The 24,695-nt window shown below is 68.9% G+C and carries 24 protein-coding genes; 10 read left to right on the forward strand and 14 right to left on the reverse strand.

Annotated elements, in window-relative coordinates:
- The first annotated feature begins 14 nt into the window (after positions 1-14).
- Positions 15-644 (forward strand): YjbF family lipoprotein, encoded by a 630-nt coding sequence (locus FHS00_RS05270; RefSeq protein WP_221188715.1) that lies wholly within the window; start codon positions 15-17, stop codon positions 642-644.
- 100 nt (positions 645-744) lie between these two features.
- Positions 745-969, forward strand: a complete 225-nt coding sequence (locus tag FHS00_RS05275) for a hypothetical protein (protein WP_183470514.1) — start codon at positions 745-747, stop codon at positions 967-969.
- Positions 970-1,089: 120 nt separating this feature from the next.
- On the opposite strand, the gene holA is transcribed toward FHS00_RS05275, so the two are convergent.
- The 4 genes from holA to FHS00_RS05295 all read right to left on the reverse strand — a co-directional run bounded on the left by holA (position 1,090) and on the right by FHS00_RS05295 (position 6,448).
- On the reverse strand, positions 1,090-2,112 hold the full coding sequence (gene holA, locus FHS00_RS05280) for a DNA polymerase III subunit delta (RefSeq protein ID WP_183470516.1): 1,023 nt from the start codon (positions 2,110-2,112) through the stop codon (positions 1,090-1,092).
- A complete protein-coding gene (lptE, locus tag FHS00_RS05285; protein WP_183470518.1) occupies positions 2,109-2,594 on the reverse strand; it encodes an LPS assembly lipoprotein LptE in 486 nt (161 codons plus the stop codon). The genes holA and lptE overlap by 4 nt, the downstream gene beginning before the upstream one ends.
- Positions 2,581-5,139: a leucine--tRNA ligase gene (gene leuS / locus FHS00_RS05290; protein ID WP_183470520.1), complete on the reverse strand. Its 2,559-nt coding sequence runs from the start codon at positions 5,137-5,139 to the stop codon at positions 2,581-2,583. Before leuS ends, lptE begins: the two co-directional genes overlap by 14 nt.
- Before the next feature lie 163 nt (positions 5,140-5,302).
- Positions 5,303-6,448: a porin gene (locus tag FHS00_RS05295; RefSeq protein ID WP_183470522.1), complete on the reverse strand. Its 1,146-nt coding sequence runs from the start codon at positions 6,446-6,448 to the stop codon at positions 5,303-5,305.
- Between the two features lie 179 nt (positions 6,449-6,627).
- Here FHS00_RS05295 and FHS00_RS05300 point away from each other — a divergent pair, with 179 nt between their 5' ends.
- Positions 6,628-7,275 carry a YggS family pyridoxal phosphate-dependent enzyme gene (locus FHS00_RS05300; RefSeq protein WP_183470524.1) on the forward strand — a complete coding sequence of 216 codons (648 nt, stop codon included), beginning with the start codon at positions 6,628-6,630 and terminating at the stop codon, positions 7,273-7,275.
- Positions 7,276-7,282: 7 nt separating this feature from the next.
- On the opposite strand, the gene FHS00_RS05305 is transcribed toward FHS00_RS05300, so the two are convergent.
- Positions 7,283-8,521 (reverse strand): MFS transporter, encoded by a 1,239-nt coding sequence (locus FHS00_RS05305; protein WP_183470526.1) that lies wholly within the window; start codon positions 8,519-8,521, stop codon positions 7,283-7,285.
- Between the two features lie 93 nt (positions 8,522-8,614).
- The gene (locus FHS00_RS05310; protein ID WP_183470528.1) at positions 8,615-9,109 is read right to left on the reverse strand and encodes a GNAT family N-acetyltransferase; all 495 of its coding nucleotides are present in this window, start codon (positions 9,107-9,109) and stop codon (positions 8,615-8,617) included.
- 65 nt (positions 9,110-9,174) lie between these two features.
- Here FHS00_RS05310 and zapE point away from each other — a divergent pair, with 65 nt between their 5' ends.
- Entirely contained in the window at positions 9,175-10,248 is a 1,074-nt protein-coding gene (zapE, locus tag FHS00_RS05315; RefSeq protein ID WP_183470530.1) for a cell division protein ZapE, read from the forward strand.
- A gap of 249 nt (positions 10,249-10,497) precedes the next feature.
- Here zapE and FHS00_RS05320 read toward each other — a convergent pair whose 3' ends face one another.
- From FHS00_RS05320 to accD, 3 genes are read right to left on the reverse strand one after another with little or no spacing between them, the layout of a single operon-like run.
- Positions 10,498-11,031: a hypothetical protein gene (locus FHS00_RS05320; RefSeq protein WP_183470532.1), complete on the reverse strand. Its 534-nt coding sequence runs from the start codon at positions 11,029-11,031 to the stop codon at positions 10,498-10,500.
- On the reverse strand, positions 11,028-12,308 hold the full coding sequence (locus FHS00_RS05325) for a bifunctional folylpolyglutamate synthase/dihydrofolate synthase (protein ID WP_183470534.1): 1,281 nt from the start codon (positions 12,306-12,308) through the stop codon (positions 11,028-11,030). Before FHS00_RS05325 ends, FHS00_RS05320 begins: the two co-directional genes overlap by 4 nt.
- The gene (accD, locus tag FHS00_RS05330) at positions 12,305-13,300 is read right to left on the reverse strand and encodes an acetyl-CoA carboxylase, carboxyltransferase subunit beta (protein WP_183470536.1); all 996 of its coding nucleotides are present in this window, start codon (positions 13,298-13,300) and stop codon (positions 12,305-12,307) included. The genes FHS00_RS05325 and accD overlap by 4 nt, the downstream gene beginning before the upstream one ends.
- A gap of 191 nt (positions 13,301-13,491) precedes the next feature.
- Here accD and ilvD point away from each other — a divergent pair, with 191 nt between their 5' ends.
- The 4 genes from ilvD to FHS00_RS05350 all read left to right on the forward strand — a co-directional run bounded on the left by ilvD (position 13,492) and on the right by FHS00_RS05350 (position 18,968).
- The gene (gene ilvD, locus FHS00_RS05335; RefSeq protein WP_183470538.1) at positions 13,492-15,225 is read left to right on the forward strand and encodes a dihydroxy-acid dehydratase; all 1,734 of its coding nucleotides are present in this window, start codon (positions 13,492-13,494) and stop codon (positions 15,223-15,225) included.
- Between the two features lie 13 nt (positions 15,226-15,238).
- On the forward strand, positions 15,239-15,838 hold the full coding sequence (locus tag FHS00_RS05340; protein WP_183470540.1) for a DUF6478 family protein: 600 nt from the start codon (positions 15,239-15,241) through the stop codon (positions 15,836-15,838).
- Positions 15,839-15,926: 88 nt separating this feature from the next.
- Entirely contained in the window at positions 15,927-17,942 is a 2,016-nt protein-coding gene (locus FHS00_RS05345; RefSeq protein ID WP_183470542.1) for an FAD-dependent oxidoreductase, read from the forward strand.
- A 120-nt stretch (positions 17,943-18,062) separates the two neighbouring features.
- On the forward strand, positions 18,063-18,968 hold the full coding sequence (locus tag FHS00_RS05350) for a LysR family transcriptional regulator (protein WP_183470544.1): 906 nt from the start codon (positions 18,063-18,065) through the stop codon (positions 18,966-18,968).
- 65 nt (positions 18,969-19,033) lie between these two features.
- On the opposite strand, the gene FHS00_RS05355 is transcribed toward FHS00_RS05350, so the two are convergent.
- From FHS00_RS05355 to FHS00_RS05365, 3 genes are read right to left on the reverse strand one after another with little or no spacing between them, the layout of a single operon-like run.
- Positions 19,034-19,975: a cation diffusion facilitator family transporter gene (locus FHS00_RS05355; RefSeq protein ID WP_183470546.1), complete on the reverse strand. Its 942-nt coding sequence runs from the start codon at positions 19,973-19,975 to the stop codon at positions 19,034-19,036.
- 11 nt (positions 19,976-19,986) lie between these two features.
- Positions 19,987-20,673, reverse strand: a complete 687-nt coding sequence (locus FHS00_RS05360) for a GNAT family N-acetyltransferase (protein WP_183470548.1) — start codon at positions 20,671-20,673, stop codon at positions 19,987-19,989.
- A complete protein-coding gene (locus tag FHS00_RS05365) occupies positions 20,670-21,392 on the reverse strand; it encodes a competence/damage-inducible protein A (RefSeq protein WP_183470550.1) in 723 nt (240 codons plus the stop codon). Before FHS00_RS05365 ends, FHS00_RS05360 begins: the two co-directional genes overlap by 4 nt.
- A gap of 91 nt (positions 21,393-21,483) precedes the next feature.
- On the opposite strand from FHS00_RS05365, the gene map reads away from it, so the two are divergent.
- On the forward strand, positions 21,484-22,338 hold the full coding sequence (map, locus tag FHS00_RS05370; RefSeq protein WP_183470552.1) for a type I methionyl aminopeptidase: 855 nt from the start codon (positions 21,484-21,486) through the stop codon (positions 22,336-22,338).
- On the opposite strand, the gene rsmD is transcribed toward map, so the two are convergent.
- Together rsmD and FHS00_RS05380 are read right to left on the reverse strand one after the other, a co-directional pair.
- Positions 22,317-22,892: a 16S rRNA (guanine(966)-N(2))-methyltransferase RsmD gene (rsmD, locus tag FHS00_RS05375; protein ID WP_183470554.1), complete on the reverse strand. Its 576-nt coding sequence runs from the start codon at positions 22,890-22,892 to the stop codon at positions 22,317-22,319. The two genes, map and rsmD, sit on opposite strands and share 22 nt — an antisense overlap.
- A complete protein-coding gene (locus FHS00_RS05380) occupies positions 22,889-24,100 on the reverse strand; it encodes an NAD(P)/FAD-dependent oxidoreductase (protein WP_183470556.1) in 1,212 nt (403 codons plus the stop codon). The genes rsmD and FHS00_RS05380 overlap by 4 nt, the downstream gene beginning before the upstream one ends.
- 79 nt (positions 24,101-24,179) lie before the next feature.
- On the opposite strand from FHS00_RS05380, the gene FHS00_RS05385 reads away from it, so the two are divergent.
- The gene (locus FHS00_RS05385; RefSeq protein WP_183470558.1) at positions 24,180-24,668 is read left to right on the forward strand and encodes a peroxiredoxin; all 489 of its coding nucleotides are present in this window, start codon (positions 24,180-24,182) and stop codon (positions 24,666-24,668) included.
- The last annotated feature ends 27 nt before the right edge of the window (positions 24,669-24,695 follow it).

A 24,695-nucleotide genomic window follows, 5' to 3' on the forward strand; every position in this document is an offset into this window, starting at 1 on the left:
CAATGCGGATCAGGTTGACGGGCGCGCTGGTGGCGCTGGCTCTCTTGGCGGGCTGTGGGGGCGGGGCCGGACTTGGCGCGGCGTTGCAGGGCGGTCTGGCGTCGCTGACCGGGACTGGGGGCGCCGCGGCGTCCACGGCCGCTGCCCCGGCCGGGACCGCGGCCGATCCGGCGACGCTGCGACGGGTCGAGCTCGCGACGATCGGTATCGTCGGCACGGCGCAGCAGCTCACCGCCAGCGGCGGGCGCGAGACCTTCGCCGGACCCGAAGGCTTCACCTACACCCTGCATGACGGGATGCTGGTTTCGACCCGGGGTCTTAGCCACGATCTGATGGCCGCCGACATCCGCCAGAGCCGCGCCGCGCTGCGCGCCGGCGGGGGCGAGGCGCTGCGCGTGCACGAGACGCTCGACGGGCTGGACAGAATCGTTCGCAGCGAATTCGCCTGCACGATCACCGCAAGAGGGGCGGAGACGATCGAGATCGGGAACCGGCGGAAAGAGGCCCGTCGCTTCGACGAAAACTGCCGTGGCGAGGGCGTGATCTTCGACAATCGCTACTGGATCGACGGCTCCGGACGCATCGTTTCGTCGCGTCAGTTCGTCAACCTGAGTGTTGCATATTTGCGCAGCAGCGACCTTTAGTTTCGTTTTTCGGGGGGTGGACTCTGGTCATCCAGCTTGTGTGATACACCTATCTTGGCTATAGCCGACTTAACGCTTTGTTATCAACTGGAGTAGAGACATGCGCCTCACTAAGACCCTCGTCGCCGCCGCCCTCGCCGGCACCGTGACTGCCTCCTCGGCTTTCGCCGGTGGTCTGGCCGTCGAGATCGTCGAGCCCCCGGTCGTCGTCGTCGAGCCGGAAGCTCCGGCTCCCCGCGGCTCGCTGGCTGGCCCGCTCGGCTTCCTGCTGCCGCTGGCCGCCGTCGGCGCGCTGGTTGCTCTGGCCGCTTCGGACGACTCCTGATCTCAGGACCTTCCGGCCCTCGGGTCGGATGGCTGGAACGGCGGGCCTTCGGGTCCGCCGTTTCGCGTTTCAGAGCGTGGAATACAGGGCGAGACCGGTCTTGGCGCGCCGTGCCGCAGTCTAGCGGCGGGCCATCATCGCCAATCGGATCAGCGCCCGCTCGACCAATGCCTGCGCCGGCGCACGGCTTGCCGAACGCAGCTGCAGATCGGTCTCGATCAGCAGCATCACCGCCCGTTCAAGCCGGTCACGGCCCCAGCCGGAGGCCTGGCGCGCCATGGCATCGCGGCGCGGGCCCCAGACTGGGGGTCTGAGGCGGGCGATCCCCTGGCCCGGCCCGCCCGGATCGCAGGCCACGACATGCAGCTGTCGAAAGTGCCGCAGCGCCATGATGCACAGCGACACCGGCGTGGTGCCCTGAGCATAGAGGCGCCGCAGCAGCGCCGCGATCTGCGGAGCGCGGCCCTCCGCCACCACCGCGAGCAGCGCGTCGGCATCCGCCTCGGTCGAGCGCGGGGCGACCGAGGCGACATCGGCCGCGGTGGTCGCGCTCTCGTTGCCATGCTTGTAGAGGCCGAGCTTCTCGATCATCTGTCGAAACGCGCCAGGATCGAGCGCGCGCGACAATTCGGTCAGCAGCGCCCGCCCGTCGGCATCGGGCTCGGGTACTTGCGCCGCGGCGAGCATCGCGGCGATCTCCTCGGGCCCGGGCGGATCGTCGTAGAGGCCGATCGACACGGCGAGGGGCTGGGCCTCGAACAGCTTGCGCAGGGCCGACTTGGCAGGCAGCTGCGCGGCGGTGGCCAGGATCTGCGCGTCGCCGGGACGCCAGTCCTTCAGTGCGGCGTCGAAGAGCGGTGCCAGGCTGTCGGTCGCGCCCTCGACGAAGACCACGCGAGGGCCGGGAAAGAAGCCCTGCGCCTTGACCGCGTCTATCAACGCCGCGCCGTCGCGGCGCAGATCGGCGGCGGGCAGGCGGGTCAGCCGCATCTCAGTCTCGGCCTGCGGTCCGGCGAGACCGGCGATCACCTCGGCCCGGCGCTGCGCCACGCGCATCGCGTCGTCGCCCCAGATCAGCGCGCCCGCCACCTTGGGGTCGGGCTTGCGGAAGAAGGCGGCCGCGTCGCGCGTCGAGAGCTTCATGGCCGGGCAGGGACCGCCAGCAGGCGGGTCACGATCTGGTCCGCCAGCAGCACCGCCAACCGCTCGCGAGCGTCGCGCTCGGCCGCCTCGGAGGCCACCGTGCCGAGCGTCGTGGAGTAGCTGGCGATGTCTTCGACCGTGCCCTCGGCGAGCGCGTCACCGCCCGCGACCGGGCGCAACGCGTAACGCGCCGCTCCGAGCAGCCGGTAGCGCAGCACCGCGCCATCCGCGCTGATCGCGGCTTGCTCGGTCTCCTCGGTCACGTCGATGTCGAGCAGGTAGAGCGGGCGTTCGGCCGGCCCCAACCGGTCTAGCAGCCTTGCCCGCAGCAGGTAGCCGGGGAAGGTCGCCGGCGTCTCGACCGCCATGGTGCCGCGCAGCGGCGCCGCGCCGCCCGGCCCATAGGCCGGGGTGAAGCCGCAGCCGCCGAGCGCCAGCGCGCCCAGCAGCCAGGCCCGGCGGGAGGGCTCAGACGACCACATTGACGATCCGGCCGGGAACCACGATCAGCTTCTTGGGGCTACCGCCGTCGAGCGCACGGGTCACCGCCTCATCCGCCAGCACCAGTGCCTCGATCTCCGCCTTGGGCATCGCCTTGGGCACCGAGATCTCGGAACGACGCTTGCCGTTGATCTGGATCGGCATGGTCACGCTGTCCTCGACGAGGAAGCGCTCCTCGGCCACCGGCCAAGGCGCCGCGGCAACGAAGCCTTCGCCACCCAGACGGGCCCAGATCTCCTCGGCGAGATGCGGCGTCATCGGCGACATCAGCTGCGCGAGGGTACGTGCAGCGGTGCGGCGCGTCTCGGCAGAGGCGATCGATTTCGACAGCACCGAGGTGAAGGCGTAGAGCTTCGCGATCGCGGCGTTGAAGCCGAAGCTCTCGAGCCCGAGCGTCACGTCGCGGATCGTGCGGTGCAGCTGGCGCAGCAGCTCCTCGTCGGCGGCGGCATCGCCATCCGTGGCATCGGCGATCTCGTCGGCGATGCGCCAGACCCGGGCGAGGTGCTTGTGCGCGGCCTCGGCGCCCGAGGCGGTCCACTCCACGTCGCGCTCGGGCGGGCTGTCGGACAGCACGAACCAGCGCGCGGTGTCCGCCCCGTACTGCGCGAGGATCGCGTCCGGATCGACCACGTTCTTCTTGGACTTCGACATCTTGGCCGAGGGGATGATCTCGACCTTCTCGCCGGTGTCCTTGAGCGCGCCGTTCTCGACGCTCTCGGGCAGGTGGTAGACCGGGCGGCCGTTGGCGTCGCGGGTCTGGTAGATCTCGTGCGTCACCATGCCTTGGGTGAAGAGCGCGTTGAACGGCTCGATCGCCTTTTCGGGCAGGTGGCCGGTCGCATGCATCGCCCGGGCGAAGAAGCGCGAATAGAGCAGGTGCAGGATCGCGTGCTCGATGCCACCGATATACTGGTCGACATTCATCCAGTACTCGGCTTCGGCCATGTCGGTCGGCGTCTCGGCGCGGGGGCTGGTGAAGCGTGCGAAATACCACGACGAATCCACAAAGGTGTCCATCGTGTCGGTCTCGCGGCGCGCGTCCTTGCCACAGCGCGGACAAGGGGCGTCGCGCCAGTTGGCATGCCGATCGAGCGGGTTGCCCGGCACGTCGAAGGAGACGTCGTCGGGTAGGCGGACCGGCAGATTCTCTTTTTTCTCCGGCACCGCGCCGCAATCGTCGCAATGCACGATCGGGATCGGGCAGCCCCAGTAGCGTTGGCGGCTCAGGCCCCAGTCGCGCAGCCGGAAGCGGGTGACGCCGCGGCCGACGCCGTGCTCCTCGCAAAACGCGATGGCGGCGTCGATCGCCTCTTCGCCGGTCTGCTCGGTCGCGCCGGCAAAGCCCTTGATGTAGATCACCGGCTCGGTCTTGGGCGGCACATAGGCCGGCCCGCCATCCTCGGCGAGCGGCTGGCCGTCATCCTTGGCAGGTGCGAAGGTCGAGATCACCGGCAGGTCGTATTTGCGCGCGAAGTCGAGGTCGCGCTGGTCATGGCCGGGGCAGCCGAAGATCGCGCCGGTGCCGTAATCCATAAGCACGAAGTTGGCGATCCACACGGGCAGGTCGCGGCCTTGGTCGAAGGGGTGGCGTACCCTCAGCCCGGTGTCGAAGCCCAGCTTCTCGCCGGTCTCCAGCGCCTCCTCGGTGGTGCCGCCCTTGCGCGCCTCGGCGCAGAACTCGGCCACCTCGGCGCGCTCCTTCTCGAGCGCCCGCGCCAGCGGGTGGTCGGGCGAAATGCCGATGAAGCTCGCGCCCAGGAGCGTGTCGGGGCGGGTGGTGTAGACCTCGATCCGGTCATGGCCATGCACGGCTTCGGTCAGGCCGAACGCCATCTCGAGCCCGCGCGAGCGGCCGATCCAGTTGGCCTGCATCAGCTTGACCTTGGCTGGCCAGTCGTCGAGCCCGTCAAGCGCCGCCAGCAGCTCGTCGCTGTAGTCGGAGATCCGGAAGAACCACTGGGTCAGCTCGCGCCGCTCGACCTCGGCGCCCGAGCGCCAGCCCTTGCCGTCGATCACCTGCTCGTTGGCGAGGACGGTCATGTCGACCGGGTCCCAGTTCACCACCGCGTTCTTGCGATAGACCAGACCCTTTTCCAGCATGTCGATAAACAGCGCCTGCTGCTGGCCGTAATATTCCGGGTCGCAGGTCGCGAATTCGCGGCTCCAGTCGATCGACAGGCCCAGCGGCTTCATCTGCGCGCGCATGTCGGCGATGTTGTTGTAGGTCCACTCCTTGGGGTGCCCGCCCGAGGCCATGGCGGCGTTCTCGGCCGGCATGCCGAAGGCGTCCCAGCCCATCGGGTGCAGCACGTTGTGCCCGGTGGCCAGCTTGTGACGCGCGATCACGTCGCCCATCGTGTAGTTGCGCACATGGCCCATGTGGATCCGCCCCGACGGGTAGGGGAACATCTCTAGCACGTAGTATTTCGGGCGATCGGCGCTGCGCCGCGCGGTGAAGAGGCCGGCCTCGTCCCAGGCGGCCTGCCATTTGGCTTCAATCTCGGCGGCAGTGTAGCGCGACATGTCGGTGTCCTCGGATGGTCGTTCGGGGCGTCTCGGCCCGGTCGCGGTGATACTGCACATCGTCGTCCTGTGCCACACCCGCGCGCCCGCGAAAGCGCCTCTCGAAAAAGCGAAGGGCGGCTCCAGTGGAGCCGCCCTTGCCTGAAGTCGTGATCCGGGTGGATCAGAACTCGAAGTTCACCTCGACGGTGGTGCCTTCCAGGTACTCGCCGTCACCAATCTCGTCACCCGAGTCGGCATCGTCGTCAACCGCATAGGAGACGAGCATCGAAGCGCCTTCGGCCAGTTCGTAGGTGGTGGCAACGTAGTAGTCGTCGCCGTGGTCGGTCAGACCGGCGTAGGCCATCAGGCCCATGCCGAAGTCGAAGCCGGCCTCGACGATGAAGTCGGTGTTGCCGCGGACGTCTTCGTAGGCAGTTTTCACGGTCAGCGCGCCCGAGACGTAGTCAACGGCGACGCCGTAGCTGTCCTGGCCTTCGGACTCGGAGACGTAGAAGCCACCGACGGTGACCGGGCCGATCGGATAGGCGGCCTCGATGCCGGTCGAGTCCTCTTCGGTGGTCAGGTTGCGGGCGTAGGCCACATCGACGTCAGCGCCGGCGAAGGCGGTGCCGACCGAGATACCGAAGATCTCGTCCTTATTAAAATCGTCGTTGGTGTTGAAAATCAGCTGGGTTTCGCCATCTTCGTCGATCTGCGGAAGGAGGTTTTCGACTTCTTCCTGATAGGCTGCAGTCATCTCAAAGGCGCCGAAGGTCGCGGCGGTGCCAATGGAAAGCTGCTGAATCTCGTCGAGATTGCCAGGGAAGAACAGTTCGTCATCAATTTCCGGATCGTTCGACAGGTCAGGATCGTAGACGAAAGCAGTATCCAGAACGTAGGAGATCGAGGTCGAGAAGCCGTAGGCATCAAAGTCGCCACGGATCACGGTCTCGCCGTCGGTCTCGGAGAAGTTGTCCTGAGCCATTTCCGACACGCCGTCCCAGCGCTTGTCGGCTGCCATGTCCGTGTCACCGAAATACAGGCCAGCGGTCTCGGAAGTCAGCGAGAGCACGTAGCCTTCAGCGAAGATGTCGCCCTCAAGCCGGTTGTCGACGAGATCGGAGGTGACGGTGGCGGCAGCGGTCAGACCATTGTCGAGCTCCTGGGTCAGCGTGATGCCGAGCTCGGCGTCCCAATAGAAGCCGTCTTCGTCGCCGGCTGCGTTGTCATTGTAGCCCAGAGCGGCTTCGCCGTTGAAGGTGACTTCCGCGGCGGCGGCGCCGGCAAAGGCCACGATCGAGGCCGAGGCGAGCAGGATGCGTTTCATGAATTTCCCTCGTGTTTGCATTCCCGAGAATGCCAGTCCAGCCAGCATTGGCGTTTTCATTGCGCGGAGGGGCGTTCACACTCAAGGAGTTTGGCCCCAAGTCGAGGCCCCGCCAGAAAATTGATGCATCGGGGTCACACAGATGGCAGGGGAACCCCGGACCCCTGCAGGAGATGCCCATGTCGCTCGACACGATCCGCCGCCGCATCGCCGAAACCGCCCGTGAAGCGGGGCGCGACCCGGCCGATGTCACCCTCGTCGCCGTCTCCAAGATGCAGCCTGAGTCGCACGTTCTACCGGTGCTTGAGGCCGGTCAGCGGGTCTTCGGCGAGAACCGGGTGCAGGAGGCGCAGAATCGCTGGGGCGCATTGGCACCGCGTTTCCCGGGCGTCGAGATCCATGTCATCGGGCCGCTGCAGACCAACAAGGCGCGCGCGGCCATGGAGATCGCCTCCGCCATCCATTCGCTCGACCGGCCCAAGCTGGCGGAGACGCTGGCGCGGCTGGCGCAGGAGCGCGGTGCCTGTCCGGACCTCTTCGTGCAGGTCAACACCGGCGAGGAGCCGCAGAAGGCCGGGGTGCTGCCCGCCGAGGCCGACGGCTTCGTCGCGCGCTGCCGCGATCTCGACCTGCCGGTGGTCGGGCTGATGTGCATTCCCCCTGCCGAGGAAGATCCGGCGCCGCATTTCGACATGCTGCGCGAGATGGCCGGGCGCAACGGGCTGGCCGGGCTGTCGATGGGAATGAGCGGCGATTTCGAAGCCGCCATCGCGCGCGGCGCCACCCATGTGCGGGTGGGCTCCGCGATCTTCGGCGCGCGCGACTAGAGCGGCGTCAGGCCGGGGCGGCGATCGGGGTGCGGCGTTCGCGGATCGGCAGATGCACGATCGCCGAGAGCGCGCCGACGCCGACGCCGACCCACCAGACCGCCTCGTAATTGCCGTAGATGTCGTACATCCGGCCGCCCAGCCAGACGCCCATGAAGCTGCCGAGCTGGTGGCTGAAGAACACGATGCCGTAGAGCGTGCCCATGTAGCGCAGCCCGTAGAGATGGGCGACCAGCCCGCTCGTCAGCGGCACGGTGGCGAGCCAAAGGCTGCCCATCACGCCCGAGAAGATCAGCACCGTCGCGGGCGTCATCGGCGTCAGGATGAACCACGCCGCCGTCAGCGTCCGGCCGGTATAGATTCCGGCTAGCAGGTATTTCCGGCTATAGCGCTTGCCAGCCCAGCCCGCCGCGATCGTGCCGGCGATGTTGGCGAGCCCGATCAGCGAGATCGCCACCGCGCCCAGGCCGGCGGTGGTGGTGATGCCCAGCGAGGCCAGCACGCCACCTGCGGCGATCGGCGCGCAGATTTCGGTCACGAAGGCCGGGAAATGCGCGGTGATGAAGGCGAGCTGGTAGCCGCAGGAGAAGAAGCCGAGGAAAATCAAGGCGTAGGAGGGATCGCGCACGGCGCGCCCCAGCACCCGGGCCATGCTTTCCTGCAGCTCGGCGGTGGAGGCGGGGGCGGGCGAACGCATCATCGGCAAGGTGAGCAGCGTCGCGAGGATCAGCCCGGCGAAGACGATGAACACCGACTGCCAGCTCATGTAACCCAGCAGGATCTCGGCCATCGGTGCGCCAAAGACCTGTCCCGCCGAACCCGCCGCCGTCGCCACCGCCAGCGCCATCGAGCGATTGTCGTCCGAGGCGGCGCGGCCCACCACGGCGAGGATCACCCCGAAGCCGGTGCCGGCGATGCCGAATCCCACGAGGATTTCTAGCAGCTGGTGCTGGATCGGCAGGGTCGCACCGGCCGACAGGATCAGCCCCGTCGCATAGGCCAGCGCCCCCAGCACGATCGCCTTTCTATCACCGACCTTCTCGGCCATCGCCGCGAAAAGCGGCTGGCCGATGCCCCAGGCGAGGTTCTGGATCGCGATGGCGAGACTGAACTCGGCGCGCGGCCAGCCGAACTCCTCTGCGATGGGAATCTGGAACACGCCAAAGCTCGCACGGATGGCGAAGCCCGCCATCACGATGAGGCAACCGGCGATCAGGACGGGGGTGAAGAGGGGCTGGCGAGTCATGCGCGATCTAGGCCGCCGCTGCGCATTGCTGTCAATCCATGCCGTGCGCATGTAGCGGCCGACTGGCCCGATATTCAAAGAGGCCCGTTCCCGTCAGAGAGCGGGCGCCGCGTCCCACAAATAGAGCAGGTCGATGATCCTTGCCTCTCCGATCCGTTCGGGGCGGCGCTCGGCCAGCCACGCGCCCGTCGTCTCATAGAATCGGCAGGCGCGGTCGTTCCCGCCCAGCACCATCGCCGAGAGCGGGCCGGGGGCGGGACCGAGGGCCGCGGCGAAGAGCGCGCGTCCGAGGCCGCACCCCTGCGCCGCGCGGGTGAGGTAGAGTGCGTAAAGCTCTTCCTTGAAACCGCGCGCCGCCAGCGCCGCCTCGCGCTGCGGGCCCAGCTGCGCGAAGCCCGCTCCCGGGGCGATCACGATGCGGCTGGTCCCTCGGGCGATCTGCTGCTCCCATTGGCGCAGACGCATGTTGCGGTCGAAGCGGGCGATTTCCTCGACGGGCACGAGGCCGGGATAGGTTTCGGCCCAGCAGGTCACGTGCAGATCGGCCAGTTCGGGTACGTCGTCGGGCAGGGCGGGTCGAATCTCCATGGCCCGACCCTGCGGAGCGTGCCGTGGCTTTGCAATGCGCGAGGCTGCGGCTATGTCGCCTCACCATGAGCATCGAAGAAGCCTATCGTGCGCGCATCGAGCAGGGCGCGCTGAAACCGGATCCGGCGCAGGAGGCGGTGCTGCCCGCGCTCGACCGCGTGGCCCGCGATCTCGCGCGGCAACCCGAGCCGCAGCGCGGCGGCTGGTTCCGCAAGCCGAAAACGCCCGAGCCGGTGAAGGGCCTCTACCTCTGGGGCGGGGTGGGGCGCGGCAAGTCGATGCTGATGGACCTGCTGTTCGACGAGATCGACCTGCCCAAGGCACGCTGGCATTTCCACGCCTTCATGCAGCGGGTGCATGCCGACATGAACAAGGCCCGCGCGCGTGGTGTCGACGATGCCATCGCCCCGGTGGCCGAGGGGTTGGCGGGCGAGCTGCGCTTCCTCGCCTTCGACGAGATGCAGATCACCGACATCACCGATGCGATGATCGTGGGGCGCTTGTTCGAGAAGCTGTTCGAGCAGGGCGTCACCATCGTCACCACCTCGAACCGGGTGCCGGACGATCTCTACAAGGACGGTCTGAACCGGCAGCTCTTTTTGCCGTTCATCGAGACGCTGAAGGCGCGGATGGAGGTGCTGGAGCTGGCGAGCGCGACCGATCACCGTCAGGGGCGGCTCAAGGGGTCGGAGAGCTGGATCATGCCCAATGATTCGGGCGCGCGCGCCAAGCTCGACGCGATCTGGGCGGACCTCACCGGCGGGGCGGGGGGTGAGCCGCTGGTCCTGCGCGTCTCGGGGCGCGAAGTGACGGTGCCGGAATACCGCAATGGAATCGCCCGCGCCGGTTTCCACGAGCTGTGCGGCCGCCCGCTGGGGGCGGCAGATTACCTCGCGCTGGCCGAGGCGGTGAAGATCCTGATGATCGACGGCATCCCGCGCCTGTCGCGTTCCAACTTCAACGAGGCGCGGCGCTTCGTGACGCTGATCGACGCGCTCTACGAGGCCAAGACCCGGCTCGTCGCCTCTGCCGCCGCCGCGCCGGCCTATCTCTATGTCGAGGGCGAGGGCAGCTTCGAGTTCGAGCGGACGGCGAGCCGTCTCGAGGAGATGCAGGCCGAGGGCTGGGGACGGAGCTGAGCGGGAAACAGGCGCTTGGCCCGAAATAAAAGGGGGGCCGTTTCCCCGGACCCCCCTTTGGACTGTCGCCTGCCCACCTACCGAAGTCGCGGTCTTGCTGCCGCCTTGGTCGTGTCGTCCCCCTGTTGCCAAGCATTCCGTCAGGGGCCTTTCTGGTCAACCACGGCGCGAAGTTTCGTGACGTCATAAACCGACGGTTACGAGGTCGCTTTCGTCCCCTAGGCGATGCGCAAGCACCTGCGAGCCTTGTCAGGTAGGCGCTGGCGGCGTGCGGAGGGGGTACGTCCCGGACAGCTTCGGCGCGCCGTCGCAAGCGGGGGTGACGGGCGTGGTTCCGGCGTAGAGCGGCGTCTCCCAGGGAATCGTCGATTCGGTGACGAATCGGCCGTCGACGCAGACATCCTGCCCACCATTGCCGGCGTTGAAGCCGAATCCCGGCGAGCCACAGTCATCGACCGCGCCCCCGGCGTTCCAGGCCTGGAACACGCCGATGCCGGTCATCGGGAATCGCATGGCGATCGGATCGAAGCTCAGCAGCCACGAGGTGTCCGGGCCGAGCGCCTCGAGGCTCCAGTGGCCGAGCCGCTCGCCATGCCGCCAGCCGGTGATCTCGAAGGCGGTGATGTCGTCCTGCGTCACCAGCGCGGCGTCGCGCAGCACATCGGGAAAGCGCATCAGCCCGGTCATGCTGTAGCCCGCCGCGCCGCGCCAGCAGAACTGCAGCTCGACCGCCTGCGCCGGAGCGGCTGCCAGCGCCGCGAAGAGCGCCGGCCAGAGCCTCATCCGTTTTCGCGCAGAACGTGGCCCGCGAGGTAGAGCGAGCCGCAGATCAGGATGCGGGGCCGGGTGCCGTCGCGGGTGATCGCTTCCACGGCCGCCACGACGTCGGAAGCCTCCTCCACCGTCGCGAAGCCGGCCGAGCGTGCCGCCCGCGCGGTCTCGGCGGCAGGAATGGTGTTCGCCTCTCCGGGAATCGAGACGGCGCTCAGGCTCTGCGCCACGCCTGCGAGCGGCCGCAGGTAGCCCGCGATATCCTTGGTGTTGAGCATGCCGCAGATCAGGTGCACGGGCCGGTCCGGCATCGCCGCCAGGGTTCGGGCCAGAGCTTCGCCCGCCGCCGGGTTGTGCCCGCCATCGAGCCAGAGCTCGGCTTCACCCGCCAGATCGACCAGCGGGCCATGCCGCAGCCTCTGCATCCGGGCCGGCCATTCGGCGCGGGTCAGCGCGGCCTCCGCCGCCGCCTCGTCCCGGCCCAACGCGCGGAGCGCGGCGATCGCGGTGCCGGCGTTGACGATCTGGTGCGGCCCCATCAGCCGCGGCAGCGGCAGGTCCAGCAGGCCGCGCTCGTCCTGATAGATCAGCCGCCCGGCCTCGGTGGTGACGTGCCAATGCTGGCCATGCGCCATCAGCGGGGCGCCAAGCCGCGCGGCGCGCGCCTCGATCACCTCGAGCGCCGCCTCGTGCTGGGGGGCGACCACGCAGGGCACTCCGCGCTTGAGGATGCCGGCCTTCTCGCCCGCGATCTCCGGCAGCGTCTCGCCCAGATATTGCTGGTGGTCGAGGTCGATCGGCGTGATCACCGTGAGCGCCGGGCGCTCGACCACGTTGGTGGCGTCGAGACGGCCGCCGAGGCCGGTCTCCAGCAAGGTCCACTCGGCCGGCGTCTCGGCAAAGGCCAACAGCGCCGCTGCGGTGGTGATCTCGAAATAGGTGATCGGGTCGGGGCCGTTGGCGGCATGGGTCCGGTCGAGCAGCGCGGTCAGCGCCTCTTCGGAAATCAGCGTGCCCGCCAGCCGGATGCGCTCGTGGAAACGCGCCAGATGCGGCGAGGTATAGGCGTGGACCCTGTCGCCCGAAGCCTCGAGCCCGGCCCGGATCATCGCCTGGGTCGAGCCCTTGCCGTTGGTGCCCGCGAGATGGATGACCGATGGCAGCCGCCGCTCCGGGTGATCCAGCGCCGCGAGAAGCCGCCACACCCGGTCGAGGGTCAAATCAATGACCTTGGGGTGCAGCGTCATCATCCGCGCGAGGATCGCGTCGGAGCCGGCCCCGGCGCTCATTTCTTGGGCGTCTCCGCCTTGGGCGCGGCAGGGGCGGGCTGGGCGGCCGGGGTCTCGGCCTTCTCGCCCTTGGTGGCCACGGCCTCCTTGGCCGCCGCCGGCTCCGGCGTCGCGGGGGCGGGCAGGTCGCCCATCACCGCGGGCTCCATCCCCATCAGCATGCGGGTGATGCCGATCAGCTCGTCGCGCAGCTTGCCGCGCGGCGTCACACGGTCGAGCATGCCGTGGTCGAGCAGGTACTCCGCGCGCTGGAATCCCTCGGGAAGCTTTTCGCGGATCGTCTGCTCGATCACCCGCGGACCGGCGAAGCAGATCAGCGCGTTCGGTTCGGCGATCTGCACGTCGCCCAGCATCGCGTAGGAGGCGGTGACGCCGCCCGTGGTGGGATGGGTCAGCACCACGATATAGGGCAGGCCGGCCTCTTTCAGCATCTCCACCGCGACCGTGGTGCGCGGCATCTGCATCAGCGACAGGATCCCCTCCTGCATCCGCGCGCCACCGGCGGCGGAGAACAGCACCAGCGGGCATTTCAGCTTCACCGCTCGCTCGGCCGCCGCGATGATCGCGTTGCCGACATACATGCCCATGGAGCCGGCCATGAAGGAGAAGTCCTGCCCGGCGGCGACGATCTTGGTGCGACCGATCTCGCCCTCGGCCACCAGCATCGCCTCCTTCTCGGAGGTCTTGCGGCGGGCTTCCTTGATCCGGTCGACGTATTTCTTCTGGTCGCGGAAGTTGAGCGGATCGGCGATCGGCTCGGGCACCTTGACCTCGGAGAACACGCCGCCGTCGAACAGCGCCTTGAAGCGCTCGCGCGGGGTGATCGCCATGTGGTGCCCGCAATTGGTGCAGACGTTGAGATTGTCGGCCAACTCGCGGTGGAACAGCATCGTCCCGCATTCGTCGCACTTGGTCCACAGGTTCTCGGGCACCTCGCGGCGCGAGAAGATCGAGTTGATCCGCGGACGGACGTAGTTGGAAATCCAGTTCATCTTGCTGCTCCGGGCGCGTCGGGTCGGTGTCGGGGATACGCCCCGGCGCGGCGGATTGCAATTCGGACCGAGGGGCCGGCTGTCTCCACCTTGGGCGCGAATGGCGCGGGCCTAGGTCGCGAGCCGCCTTGCCGTCGGGAGAGGGGGCGACTATCCCTTGCCCCCAGCCAACTCCGGGAAGGGACAGCCCCATGCAGAACGCCCGTTTCGACAAGACGAAACTGCCCAGCCGCCACGTGACCGAAGGGCCCGAGCGCGCGCCGCACCGGAGCTACTTCTATGCCATGGGCATCTCCGAGGAGGAGATCCACCAGCCTTGGGTCGGCGTCGCCACCTGCTGGAACGAGGCCGCGCCCTGCAACATCGCGCTCAATCGTCAGGCGCAGTCGGTGAAGATGGGCGTGAAGAAGGCCGGCGGCACGCCGCGCGAATTCACCACCATCACCGTCACCGACGGCATCGCCATGGGCCATGAGGGCATGCGCTCCTCGCTCGCCTCGCGCGACGCGATCGCCGACACGGTCGAGCTGACCATGCGGGGGCATTGCTACGACGCGCTCGTGGGCCTCGCGGGCTGCGACAAGTCGCTGCCGGGCATGATGATGGCGATGGTCCGCCTGAACGTGCCGTCGGTGTTCATCTATGGCGGCTCGATCCTGCCGGGCAAGCTCAACGGCAAGGACGTCGTGGTCCAGGACGTGTTCGAGGCCGTGGGCCAGCACGCGGCCGGCAACATGACCGACGCCGAACTCGCGATCCTCGAGCGCGTGGCCTGCCCCTCGGCTGGCGCCTGCGGCGGCCAGTACACCGCCAACACCATGGCCTGCGTCTCCGAGGCGATCGGCCTCGCGCTGCTCAACTCCTCCGGGGCGCCGGCGCCCTATGAGAGCCGCGACCAGTACGGCGATTTCTCCGGCCAGGCAGTGATGCATCTGATCGAGAAGAACATCCGCGCGCGCGACATCGTCACCCAACAGAGCCTCGAGAACGCGGCGCGGGTCGTCGCCTGCACCGGCGGTTCGACCAATGCCGGCCTGCACCTGCCGGCCATCGCGCATGAGGCCGGGATCGATTTCGACCTGCTCGATATCTGCGACATCTTCCGCGACACTCCCTATTTCGTGAACCTGCGACCGGGCGGGGAATACGTCGCCAAGGACCTGCACGAGGCCGGCGGCGTGCCGGTGGTGATGAAGGAGCTGCGCAAGGCCAAGCTCCTCCACGAGGACTGCATCACCGCCTCGGGCCGCTCGCTGGGCGAAGAGCTCGAACGGATCGACCGCGAGGCGGACGGCCGGGTGATCCACACCGTGGCGAAGCCGATCACGCCCACCGGCGGCGTGGTGGGCCTCAAGGGCAACCTCGCCCCCGACGGCGCGATCGTGAAGGTCGCGGGCATGGCCGCCGAGGACCAGGTCTTCACCGGCCCGGCGCGCGTCTTCGAATGTGAAGAAGAGGCCTTCGAGGCGGTGCGCAAGCGCGAATACGCCGAGGGCGACGTGATCGTCATCCGCAACGAGGGCCCGGCCGGCGGTCCCGGCATGCGCGAGATGCTCTCGACCACCGCCGCGCTCTCGGGGCAGGGCATGGGCAAGAAGGTCGCGCTGATCACCGACGGCCGCTTCTCGGGCGCGACGCGCGGCTTCTGCGTGGGTCATGTCGGCCCCGAAGCCGCGCATGGCGGGCCGATCGCGCTCCTGAAGACCGGCGACATGATCACCATCGACGCCATCAAGGGCGAGATCTCGGTCGACCTGTCGGATGCCGAGCTGGCCGAGCGCAAGGGCGCGTGGAAAGGCCCGCGCACCAACGACTACACCGCCGGCGCGCTGTGGAAATACGCGCAGCTCGTGGGCTCGGCCCGCAAGGGCGCGGTGACCCATCCCGGCGCCGAGGGCGAGAGCCACGTCTACATGGACCAGTGACGGGGCAGGGCGGATGCGTCTGATCGGGCGCCGCCGCCCGACCCCGGAAGCTGCGGCGTCGAGCCTTTCGACGCCGCGCCTGCCCGGCGCCGATCGGGCCTGGCGTCCGGCCCCTTGGGTCGATGGCGGCCTGCCCGCCTCGCCTGGCAACGGCGCCGATCTGGCCGAGGGCGTGCGGCTGTTCCATGACGCCACCTCCGGCGCGGTCAACCTGTCCTCCGGCCCCGCCCACCCGGAAGGGCCGCGGCCGCTGGAGTTGCGTCAGGAGGGCTTCGATGGCGGGTTCCTGAGCCTTGCCATCGCCTTGCCGCAGCCCTTCATCGAGGGGCTGGGCCGGCACCACCTGCTCGGGATCGACGTCGATTTCGGTGCGGCCGGCCTGCCGCGCGCCTTTGCCCGGCTCAATCTGCGACAGGGGCCGAATCTCGAGAAGATGCTGCGCGGCCTGCCCGAGACCGGGCCCACCGGCACCGAGTTCGACCTCTGGGCACTCGAAACCGCTCCCGGCCGCGTCGAAGCCGGGTGGATCGACCTGATCTTCGAGGCGCCTCTGCCCCCGGTGATCGCGATCAATGACCTCGTGATCGCCCGCAGGTTCCGGGCGCAGTTTTGACGCGGCGCGGTCGCTCTAGGCTGACGTCGCGTCGGGGGTGACGTGCGCGTCAAGTCTGGACAATCTGACCGCCGAGAAGGAGGCCCGAATGTCCCGATACCCGCAGCTTCTGTCGCCGATCACGCTCGGCCCCGTGACCCTGCCCAATCGGGTCCTGATGGGCTCGATGCATACCGGGCTGGAGGAGACCGGCGATTGGGACCGGGTCGCCGCCTTCTACGCCGCACGCGCCCGCGGCGGCGCGGGGATGATCGTGACGGGGGGCATGGCGCCCAACCGCGAGGGCGGGGTCTATCCCGGCGCTGCAGGGCTGTTCACCGAGGACGACATCGCCAATCACGCCCGCGTCACGCGCGCGGTGCATGCCGAAGGCGGGCGCATCGCGATGCAGATCCTGCATGCCGGACGCTACGCCTATTCCAAGCACTGCGTCGCACCCTCGGCGATCCGCGCGCCGATCAGCGCCTTCACCCCCACCGCGCTCGACGAGGAGGGCATCGAGAAGCAGATCTCCGACATCGCCACCGCCGCGGCGCGGTCCGTGGAGGCGGGTTATGACGGCGTCGAGGTGATGGGGTCCGAGGGGTATTTCCTCAACCAGTTCCTCGCGCCGCGCACCAATCGCCGCGAGGATCGCTGGGGCGGCAGTCTCGAGAACCGGATGCGCCTGCCGGTCGAGGTGGTGCGCCGCGTCCGTGCCGCGCTGGGCCCCGAACGGCTGTTGATCTATCGCATTTCGCTCATCGATCTGGTGCCCGAGGGGCAGGATTGGTCCGAGGTCGTGGCGCTCGCCCGGGCGGTGACCGAGGCCGGGGCCGACGTGCTCAACACCGGGATCGGCTGGCACGAGGCGCGGGTGCCGACCATCGTGACCTCGGTGCCGCGCGCCGCCTTCGCGGACCTGACCGCGCGGTTGCGCCCCGAGGTTTCGGTGCCGGTGATCGCCTCGAACCGGATCAATACCCCCGAGATGGCCGAGCGCATCCTCGTTTCTGGGCAGGCCGACATGATCTCCATGGCGCGGCCCTTCCTCGCCGATCCGGATTTCGTGGCCAAGGCGGCGCGGGGGGAAGCGGCGCGGATCGCGCCCTGCATCGCCTGCAACCAGGCCTGCCTCGACCACACCTTCTCGGGCAAGTTGACGAGCTGTCTCGTCAACCCGCGCGCCTGCCACGAAACCGAATTGGTGCTGGCCCCGACGGAGACCCCGCGCCGCGTCGCGGTGGTTGGTGCCGGTCCCGCCGGTCTCGCCACGGCGCTGGCGGCGGCGGAGCGTGGCCACGCGGTAACCTTGTTCGAGGCGTCGGAGCGGATTGGCGGCCAGCTTCACTATGCTGCCGCGATTCCGGGCAAGGAGGAGTTTCGCGGCCTGCTCGACTGGTTCGAGGCCGAGGTTGCGGCCAGCGCGGTCGAGCTGCGGCTGGGGCAGGCGCCCGGGGCGGAGGATCTCGCGGGCTTCGACGCGGTGGTGATCGCTACCGGCGTCCGGCCGCGCGATCCCGGCATCCCGGGGCAGGAGGGGCCGAACGTGATCTCCTATGCCGATCTGCTCTCGGGCCGTGCCCAGGCAGGTCCGCGCGTCGCGGTGGTCGGGGCGGGCGGCATCGGCTTCGACGTGGCCGAGTATCTCGTGACCGGCGACAGCAGCACGCTGGACACCGCCGCCTGGCGCGCCGAATGGGGCGTCACCACGCCGTGGGAAGCGCGCGGCGGACTGGCGCCCGACGGACCGTGTCCCGAGCCTGCGATCCGCCGCGTCACGCTGTTGCAGCGCAAGGCCGAGAAGCTGGGCAAGCGGCTGGGCAAGACCACCGGCTGGGTGCACCGGGCCGGGCTGCAGATGCGCGCGGTCGAGATGCTCGGCGGGGTGACCTATGACCGGATCGATGCGCAGGGGCTGCACGTCACGACGCCCGAGGGGCCGCGGCTGATCGAGGCCGATACCATCGTGCTCTGCGCCGGGCAGGAAAGCGTGCGCGGCCCGGCCGACGCGCTGGCCGCGCGCGGGGTGGAGACGCATGTGATCGGCGGTGCCGAGGTCGCGGCCGAGCTTGATGCCAAGCGCGCGATCGATCAGGGCACGCGTTTGGCGGCGCGGCTCTAGCTGTTTCCGCAGGCGCATCGGTCCGTGGCAAACCGCTTTATTGTCAGGCGCCTGACCCAATCATGCCCGAATCCGGCGTCACACAGAAGCTCGGATCAATGATGAGCGTGGAGGGCGGGCATGGACCGGCTGACAGAGATGGAAGCCTTTGCCACGGTGGTGGACCAAGGCGGGTTCACCGACGCGGCCCGCAAGATGGGGATCTCCAAATCCGCCGTGTCCAAGCATGTGTCCTCGCTCGAGGCGCGGCTGGGCGCACGGCTGCTCAACCGCACCACCCGGCGCGTCAGCCCGACGGAGATCGGCCTGGCTTATTACGACCGGGCGCGGCGCGTGCTCAACGATGCGGGCGAGGCCGACGCGCTCGTCACCTCGATGCAATCGGCCCCTTCGGGGCTGCTCCGGATCTCGGTCGCCACGGATTTCGGCGTCAATCATCTGAGCCCGGTGCTCGGTGATTTCCTGCAGGAATTCCCCGACATTACTGTCAACATGGTGCTCAACAACCGCTTCGTGGAGCTGATCTCCGAAGGTTTCGACATGGCGGTGCGGATCGGCGAGCTGGAGGACAGCACGCTGCGCGCCCGCAAGTTGACCGAGACCACCAAGAAGATGATCGCCGCGCCGGGCTACTTCCAGAAATACGGCCGGCCCCAGCGGATCGACGACCTCAACGAGCACAAGCTGCTGCACTACTCCAACGCCGCCAACGGCGCGGTGTGGAAGCTGACGGCGCCGTCGGGCGAAAAGCGGCAGGTCCGCACTGCCGGCTGGCTCACTGTCAATGACGGGCAGTCGCTGCTCAATGCCTGCATCGGCGGGCTGGGCATCGCCTACCTGCCGTCCTTCCTCTATGCCGACGCGCTCAGGAAAGGGCTGGTGGAGGAGGCGATCCCGAACCTCCCGGCCGAGACGCAGGGCATCTACGCGGTCTATCCGCCGGGCCGCTTCACCCAGCCCAAGGTGCGCGCCTTCATCGATTTCCTGGTCCAGGCCTTCGCCGAGAAGGGCCCGGATCACTGGTAGCCGCGAAAGCGGCACCTGCCCGCCGCTTTCGACACTCGCGGCCCCCTTCGGGGGGCCGTCTTTTCCTATCCGTGGCCGATCGCCTCGGCCCCCTGGCAGGCATGCGCCGCGCATTCCATTTCCAGCGTGACATGGCCGATGCCGAAGCGCTCGCTCAGCGAGCGCTTGATCCGTGACTTGATCGCGTCGGCCTCGGACCAGCGCCCCTCATGCACCGCGACATGAGCGTCGAGCGCGGGCTCGTTCTCCTGCATCTGCCACAGATGGACGTGATGGACCGAGGCGACGCCCTCGACCTCCCGCAGATGGCCGAGCACGGCGCGGGTATCGAGATCGGGCGGCGCACCCAGCATCAGGATCCGGATCACCCCGCCGATCTGCGCCAGCGACATCCACAGGATGTAGCCGGCGATGCCGAGCGTCACCACCGGATCCACCCAAGCCCAGCCGAAGACCAGCACCGCGACGCCGGCGACGATCACCGCGACCGAGCCCAGCGCGTCGGCGAGGTTGTGCAGGAAGGCCGCCCGGATGTTCACGCTGTCCTTCGACATAGAATAGGTCAGAGCCGCCGTGACGAGATCGACGACCAGCGCCAGCCCCGCGATCCAGATCATGATCCAGCCCGCCACCGGCTCGGGCGCAAAGAGCCGCGCGATCGCCTCGTAGCCGAGATAGAGCCCGATCAGGATCAGCGTGGTGTAATTGACCAGCGCCGCCACCACCTCGGCCCGGCCATAGCCGAAGGTCATCTCCGCATCCGCCGGACGTCGCGCGATCTTGCGGGCGGCGAAGGCGATGATGAGGGACATCGCATCGGACAGGTTGTGCAGCGCGTCCGCGATCAGCGCGAGGCTGCCAGAGACGAGGCCTCCTACGATCTGTGCCAGCGTCAGCGCGAGATTGACCGCGATCGCCCCGGCGACCCGGCGGTCGCCCGCCTCCAGATCGACATGATGATGGCCATGCCCGTGGCCGTGACCATGCCCGTGATGATGCGATGCCATGACGTCTCCGTTCAGCCTCTTGCGCGACGGTAATGATAGGAGGTGATCTCCGCGAATCCGAGTTGTTCGTAGAGCGTGCGCGCCGGGGCGTTGGCCTGTGTCACCGCCAGCGCGAGCATGCGCGCCCCTGCCTCTCGCGCCCAGCCCGCCGCCATCGCCATCAGCGCCCGGCCGGTCCCACGCCGCCGCGCATCCGGCGCCACCTCGAGCGCGTGCAGCATCGCCGTGCCGGCATGGGCCGCCACGAAGGCGCAGCCATCCGCGAGGTGCAGCACCGCCTTGGGAGAGGGCGCACGTTCCATCACCGCCAGCCGTTCGGGGCCGATCCCGCCTGACGCCCAGAGCGCCCGCTCCGCGGGGTCGGGCGGCCAGCTTGTCGCAGGAGAGCGGGTATCTAGCGTCGTGAGCGGCGCGGCGAGGATCAGCGTCGGGTCCATTACCTCATAGCCGCGCGCCGCCAGCTCCGCATCGAGCGCCTCCTCGCCTTGGCGCAGCATGAACAGCGGTGCCCGGCCTTGCGCGCGCATCGCGGTTTCCGCGGCAGTGATGTCGCCCGGGCACCACGGCGCCTCGAACGTCGCCGCCGAGACCCGGCTGCCCCCGCCGGCCCCGTCGCGCAGCCGGACCGGACCGAGGTCTCGGGTGGCGGCAGCAGGCCATGTGGCGGCGAGCGCCGCGAAGGCGGCGCCGGGCGTCACGCCGGAAATTGCGCGGAAAGCTCCACCAGCGCGGCTTCGACCTCGGCGCCGTCGGCGCCGCGCACCACGATGTTGGTGCCGGACACGCCGTTCTCGGTGAAGGGATAGGAGCCGATGGCAAGGCCGGGATGCGCGGCCGCCAGCGTGGAAAGCGCCTCGGCCACGTCGCCCTCGCCGCGCTCGATCCGCAGGCTCTGCGACAGAACCGGCTTGCCGCCGGGGATGCGCGGCAGGAGCCCCGCCAGCATCGCCTCGAAGATCCGCGGCACGCCGGCCATGACATGCACGTTCTCGAGGCTGAAGCCCGGCGCGGCGCTGACCGGGTTGTCGATCAATGTGGCGCCTTCGGGGATCCGCGCCATGCGCAGCCGCGCGGCGTTCAGCTCGACCCCGCGCGCCTCGTAATGCGCGGCGAGGATGGCGCGCGCGTCGTCGCGCACCCCCGCCTCGAGACCGAAGGCGGCGGCGACGGCGGGGGCGGTGATGTCGTCATGGGTCGGCCCGATCCCGCCCGAGGTGAACAGGTGGTCATGCGCGGCCGAAAGCGCCCGCACCGCCCCGACGATGGCGTCGTGATCGTCGGCCACCACCCGCGCCTCGCACAGGTCGATGCCGCGCAGCGTCAACTCCTTGGCAAGGTGGTTCAGGTTGCTGTCGCGGGTGCGGCCGGAGAGGATCTCGTCCCCGATGACGAGCATGGCGGCGGTGGGGTTGGTCATGCGGCACTCCTTGGCTGGCTCAAGGTATAGGGCGCGGCGGGGCCCATTTCCACGCAGGCGGGTGGATTCCGCGGTCGATAGGCCCTATTTCATGGGCGACAGAGCAAAGGGGACGACATTGGACGAGACCGTAGCCGACGAACGCAAGGGCCGCCTCACGCGTGACGGCATCCGAATCCACGATCTCGCGGATTTCGCGGGGATGAACCGTGCCGGCCGGCTGGCCGCGACGATCCTCGACGACATCGCCGAGCACGTGGTGCCGGGCCAGCGGACCTCGGAGATCGACCGCCTCATCACCGACCTGATCGAGCAGGCCGGGGCCAAGAGCGCGACGATCGGCTACAAGGGCTACCAGCACGCCAGCTGCATCTCGGTCAACCACGTGGTGTGCCACGGCATTCCCGGCGACAAGAAGCTCAAGGACGGCGACATTCTCAATGTCGACGTCACCGTCATCGTCGATGGCTGGTATGGCGACACCAGCCGAATGTACGTGGCGGGCAAGCTCGGCCGCAAGGCGGAGCGGCTGATCCAGGTCACCCATGACGCGCTGATGCGCGGCATCGACGCGGCGAAGCCGGGCAACACCTTCGGCGACATCGGCCACGCGATCCAGAGCTATGTCGAGGAGAATCGCATGTCGGTGGTGCGCGACTTCTGCGGCCACGGGCTGGGCCGGGTGTTCCACGCGCCGCCAAACGTGCTGCATTACGGCCGCCCCGGCACCGGGCCGGTGCTGGAGGAGGGGATGTTCTTCACCATCGAGCCGATGGTGAATCTGGGCCGCCCCGAGACCAAGGTGCTGGGCGACGACTGGACCGCCGTGACCCGCGACAAGTCGCTCTCGGCGCAGTTCGAGCATTCGATCGGCATCACCGCGCAGGGCAACGAGATCTTCACCCTGTCGCCCGCCGACCGGTTTCACCCCACCTGGGATATCTGAGACCGCTCCAGCAGCGTGACATGGGTGTCGCCGTAGCGACGCGTGTCGAGGGGGTCGAACCCCTCGGGCGCCGGCTGCGGCGCGCTCTCTTCCCAGACGATCAGCGCGCCCGGCGCGATCCATCCCTGCGCCAGCGCCGAAGCCAGCGCCCGCCCGCCCAGACCCTTGCCATAGGGCGGGTCGAGAAAGACGAGGCTGGCGGGCTCCGTCGCGGCGGGCAGGCGGGTCGCGTCGCATTTCAGATGCGTCACCCGGTCGGCCACGCGCATCTTCGCGATGTTCTCGCGGATCAGCCGACCGGCCACCCGCCCGTCATCGACCGTCGTGACCCGAGCCGCGCCGCGCGACAGCGCCTCGAGCCCGAGCGCACCGGTGCCCGCGAAGAGGTCGAGCACATGTGCCCCTTCGATCGGGTCGCCGTAGCGCCCGCCCATCAGCGCGCTGAACAGGCTCTCGCGCACCCGGTCGGCGGTCGGCCGCAGATGCGCGCCCGCGTCGCCCTTGCCCAGGGCCGCGAGAGCGATCCCGCGATGGCTGCCGGCGATGATCCTCATTTCAGCAACGACTTGAGTTCGGTGGCGGGATCGGTCGCATGCGCGGGATCGGGCGATTTGCCCCCCTCGATCAGGCGCTTGCCGACCATGTAGGCGCGGCTGTCGTTCATCGCGTCCACGGCAATGAGCTTGTCGCCCCGGTAATACCAGTGCGACGCCTGCGCGGGCGTCTCGCCGGGGCGGACATGCACCGCGTCCCAGCCCGCGTTCAGCCCGGCGATCTGCAGCTTCACGTCGTACTGGTCGGACCAGAACCAGGGGCGGGGCCGATACTCGACCCCGCGTCCGATGATGTTGAGCGCCGCCGTCTCGGCCATGTCGATGGCGTTGCCGACGCTCTCCAGCCGGATCCGCATGTCGCCCCACAACAGCGAGGCGCAGTCGCCGGCGGCCCAGACGTTCTCGTCCGAGGTCCGGCAGTGGATGTCGCAGCGGATGCCGTTCTCGATGGCGAGGCCCGCGGGCTCGGCAAGCGCCGTGCCCGGCGCCACGCCGACGCCGACGATGGCAAAGTCGCAGGCGATCTCGGTGCCGTCCGACAGCCGGGCCCCGGTCACGCGGTCCTCGCCCAGCAGCCGGTCGAGGCCGCAGCCCTCGCGGATCTCGACCCCGTGGCTGGCATGCAGGTCGCGAAAATAGGTTGCCGTTTCGGGCGCGGCGACCCGCGCCAGGATGCGGGCGGCCTGTTCAATCACCGTGACCTTCAGCCCGCGCTTGGCGGCCACCGCCGCGGCCTCGAGCCCGATATAGCCGCCACCGACCACGAGCAGCCGGCGTCCTTCCACCAGTTCGGGTGCCAGCGCGTCGGCATCGGCGAGATCGCGCATCGTGTAGACCCCGGCGAGATCGCCGCCGACCTCGGCGGGCAGGCGGCGCGGATGGGCGCCGGTGCACAGTGCCAGCCGGTCGTAGCCGAGCGTCTCGCCATCCGAGAGCGTCACTTCGCGCGCGGCGAGATCGAGACCGGTGGCCGTGGCGCCGAGCCGCAGGTCGATGCCGTGCTCGCCATACCAGGCCTGCGGCCGCAGGAAGAGCCGCTCCTTGTCCATCTGCCCCAGCAGATAGGCCTTGGAGAGGGGCGGGCGCTGGTAGGGGGGCGCGGTTTCGGCGCCGACCAGGGTGATCCGCCCCTCGAAACCTTCGGCGCGCAGCTTGCCCACGAGGGAGGAACCCGCCTGGCCGGCTCCGATCACGACGACATGGGACATGGGCGCGCTCCTTCTTCCGCTGACCCGCGGCAACCTATATCGCTGAACCCCGACCGCAATCGCGAAAGGGAAGAGGGCGATGACGATCGGTGTGGGCGACAGGCTGCCGGGGGCGAATCTGATGCGGATGGGGGCCGAGGGCCCCGAGAAGGTGGCGCTGGAGGAGATCCTCGCGGGGCGCCGCGTGGTGATCTTCGGCTTGCCGGGGGCCTATACGGGGCTGTGCTCGACCGCCCATGTGCCGAGCTTCATCCGCTCGATGGAGGCGCTACGCGCCAAAGGGGTGGACGAGGTGCTTTGCATCGCGGTCAACGATCCCTTCGTGATGAGGGCCTGGGGCGAGACCACCGGCGCAGCGGAGGCGGGAATCACCCTGTTGGGCGATCCGGGCTGCGAGTGGGTCTCGGCGATCGGGATGGAGTTCTCCAACCCCGACCGCGGTTTCATCCGCCGCTGCAAGCGTTTCGCGCTGATGGCCGCGGACGGGGTGGTCAAGGTCTGGCATCCCGAGGAAGGGACCGGCACCTGCGATATTTCGGGCGGTGAAAGCATGGTCGAGGCGCTCTGAGCCCGATGCGAAAGGGGGGGGGGGCGC

The sequence above is a fragment of the Limimaricola variabilis genome (genome assembly GCF_014195545.1).
Classification (GTDB): domain Bacteria; phylum Pseudomonadota; class Alphaproteobacteria; order Rhodobacterales; family Rhodobacteraceae; genus Limimaricola; species Limimaricola variabilis.

Coding starts and splice junctions, on each gene's coding strand:
- FHS00_RS05275 (WP_183470514.1), top strand. CDS start 745: ATGCGCCTCACTAAGACCCTCGTCGCCGCCGCCCTCGCCGGCACCGTG.
- holA (WP_183470516.1), bottom strand. CDS start 2,112: ATGAAGCTCTCGACGCGCGACGCGGCCGCCTTCTTCCGCAAGCCCGAC.
- lptE (WP_183470518.1), bottom strand. CDS start 2,594: ATGTGGTCGTCTGAGCCCTCCCGCCGGGCCTGGCTGCTGGGCGCGCTG.
- leuS (WP_183470520.1), bottom strand. CDS start 5,139: ATGTCGCGCTACACTGCCGCCGAGATTGAAGCCAAATGGCAGGCCGCC.
- FHS00_RS05295 (WP_183470522.1), bottom strand. CDS start 6,448: ATGAAACGCATCCTGCTCGCCTCGGCCTCGATCGTGGCCTTTGCCGGC.
- FHS00_RS05300 (WP_183470524.1), top strand. CDS start 6,628: ATGTCGCTCGACACGATCCGCCGCCGCATCGCCGAAACCGCCCGTGAA.
- FHS00_RS05305 (WP_183470526.1), bottom strand. CDS start 8,521: ATGACTCGCCAGCCCCTCTTCACCCCCGTCCTGATCGCCGGTTGCCTC.
- FHS00_RS05310 (WP_183470528.1), bottom strand. CDS start 9,109: ATGGAGATTCGACCCGCCCTGCCCGACGACGTACCCGAACTGGCCGAT.
- zapE (WP_183470530.1), top strand. CDS start 9,175: ATGAGCATCGAAGAAGCCTATCGTGCGCGCATCGAGCAGGGCGCGCTG.
- FHS00_RS05320 (WP_183470532.1), bottom strand. CDS start 11,031: ATGAGGCTCTGGCCGGCGCTCTTCGCGGCGCTGGCAGCCGCTCCGGCG.
- FHS00_RS05325 (WP_183470534.1), bottom strand. CDS start 12,308: ATGAGCGCCGGGGCCGGCTCCGACGCGATCCTCGCGCGGATGATGACG.
- accD (WP_183470536.1), bottom strand. CDS start 13,300: ATGAACTGGATTTCCAACTACGTCCGTCCGCGGATCAACTCGATCTTC.
- ilvD (WP_183470538.1), top strand. CDS start 13,492: ATGCAGAACGCCCGTTTCGACAAGACGAAACTGCCCAGCCGCCACGTG.
- FHS00_RS05340 (WP_183470540.1), top strand. CDS start 15,239: ATGCGTCTGATCGGGCGCCGCCGCCCGACCCCGGAAGCTGCGGCGTCG.
- FHS00_RS05345 (WP_183470542.1), top strand. CDS start 15,927: ATGTCCCGATACCCGCAGCTTCTGTCGCCGATCACGCTCGGCCCCGTG.
- FHS00_RS05350 (WP_183470544.1), top strand. CDS start 18,063: ATGGACCGGCTGACAGAGATGGAAGCCTTTGCCACGGTGGTGGACCAA.
- FHS00_RS05355 (WP_183470546.1), bottom strand. CDS start 19,975: ATGGCATCGCATCATCACGGGCATGGTCACGGCCACGGGCATGGCCAT.
- FHS00_RS05365 (WP_183470550.1), bottom strand. CDS start 21,392: ATGACCAACCCCACCGCCGCCATGCTCGTCATCGGGGACGAGATCCTC.
- map (WP_183470552.1), top strand. CDS start 21,484: ATGGGCGACAGAGCAAAGGGGACGACATTGGACGAGACCGTAGCCGAC.
- rsmD (WP_183470554.1), bottom strand. CDS start 22,892: ATGAGGATCATCGCCGGCAGCCATCGCGGGATCGCTCTCGCGGCCCTG.
- FHS00_RS05380 (WP_183470556.1), bottom strand. CDS start 24,100: ATGTCCCATGTCGTCGTGATCGGAGCCGGCCAGGCGGGTTCCTCCCTC.
- FHS00_RS05385 (WP_183470558.1), top strand. CDS start 24,180: ATGACGATCGGTGTGGGCGACAGGCTGCCGGGGGCGAATCTGATGCGG.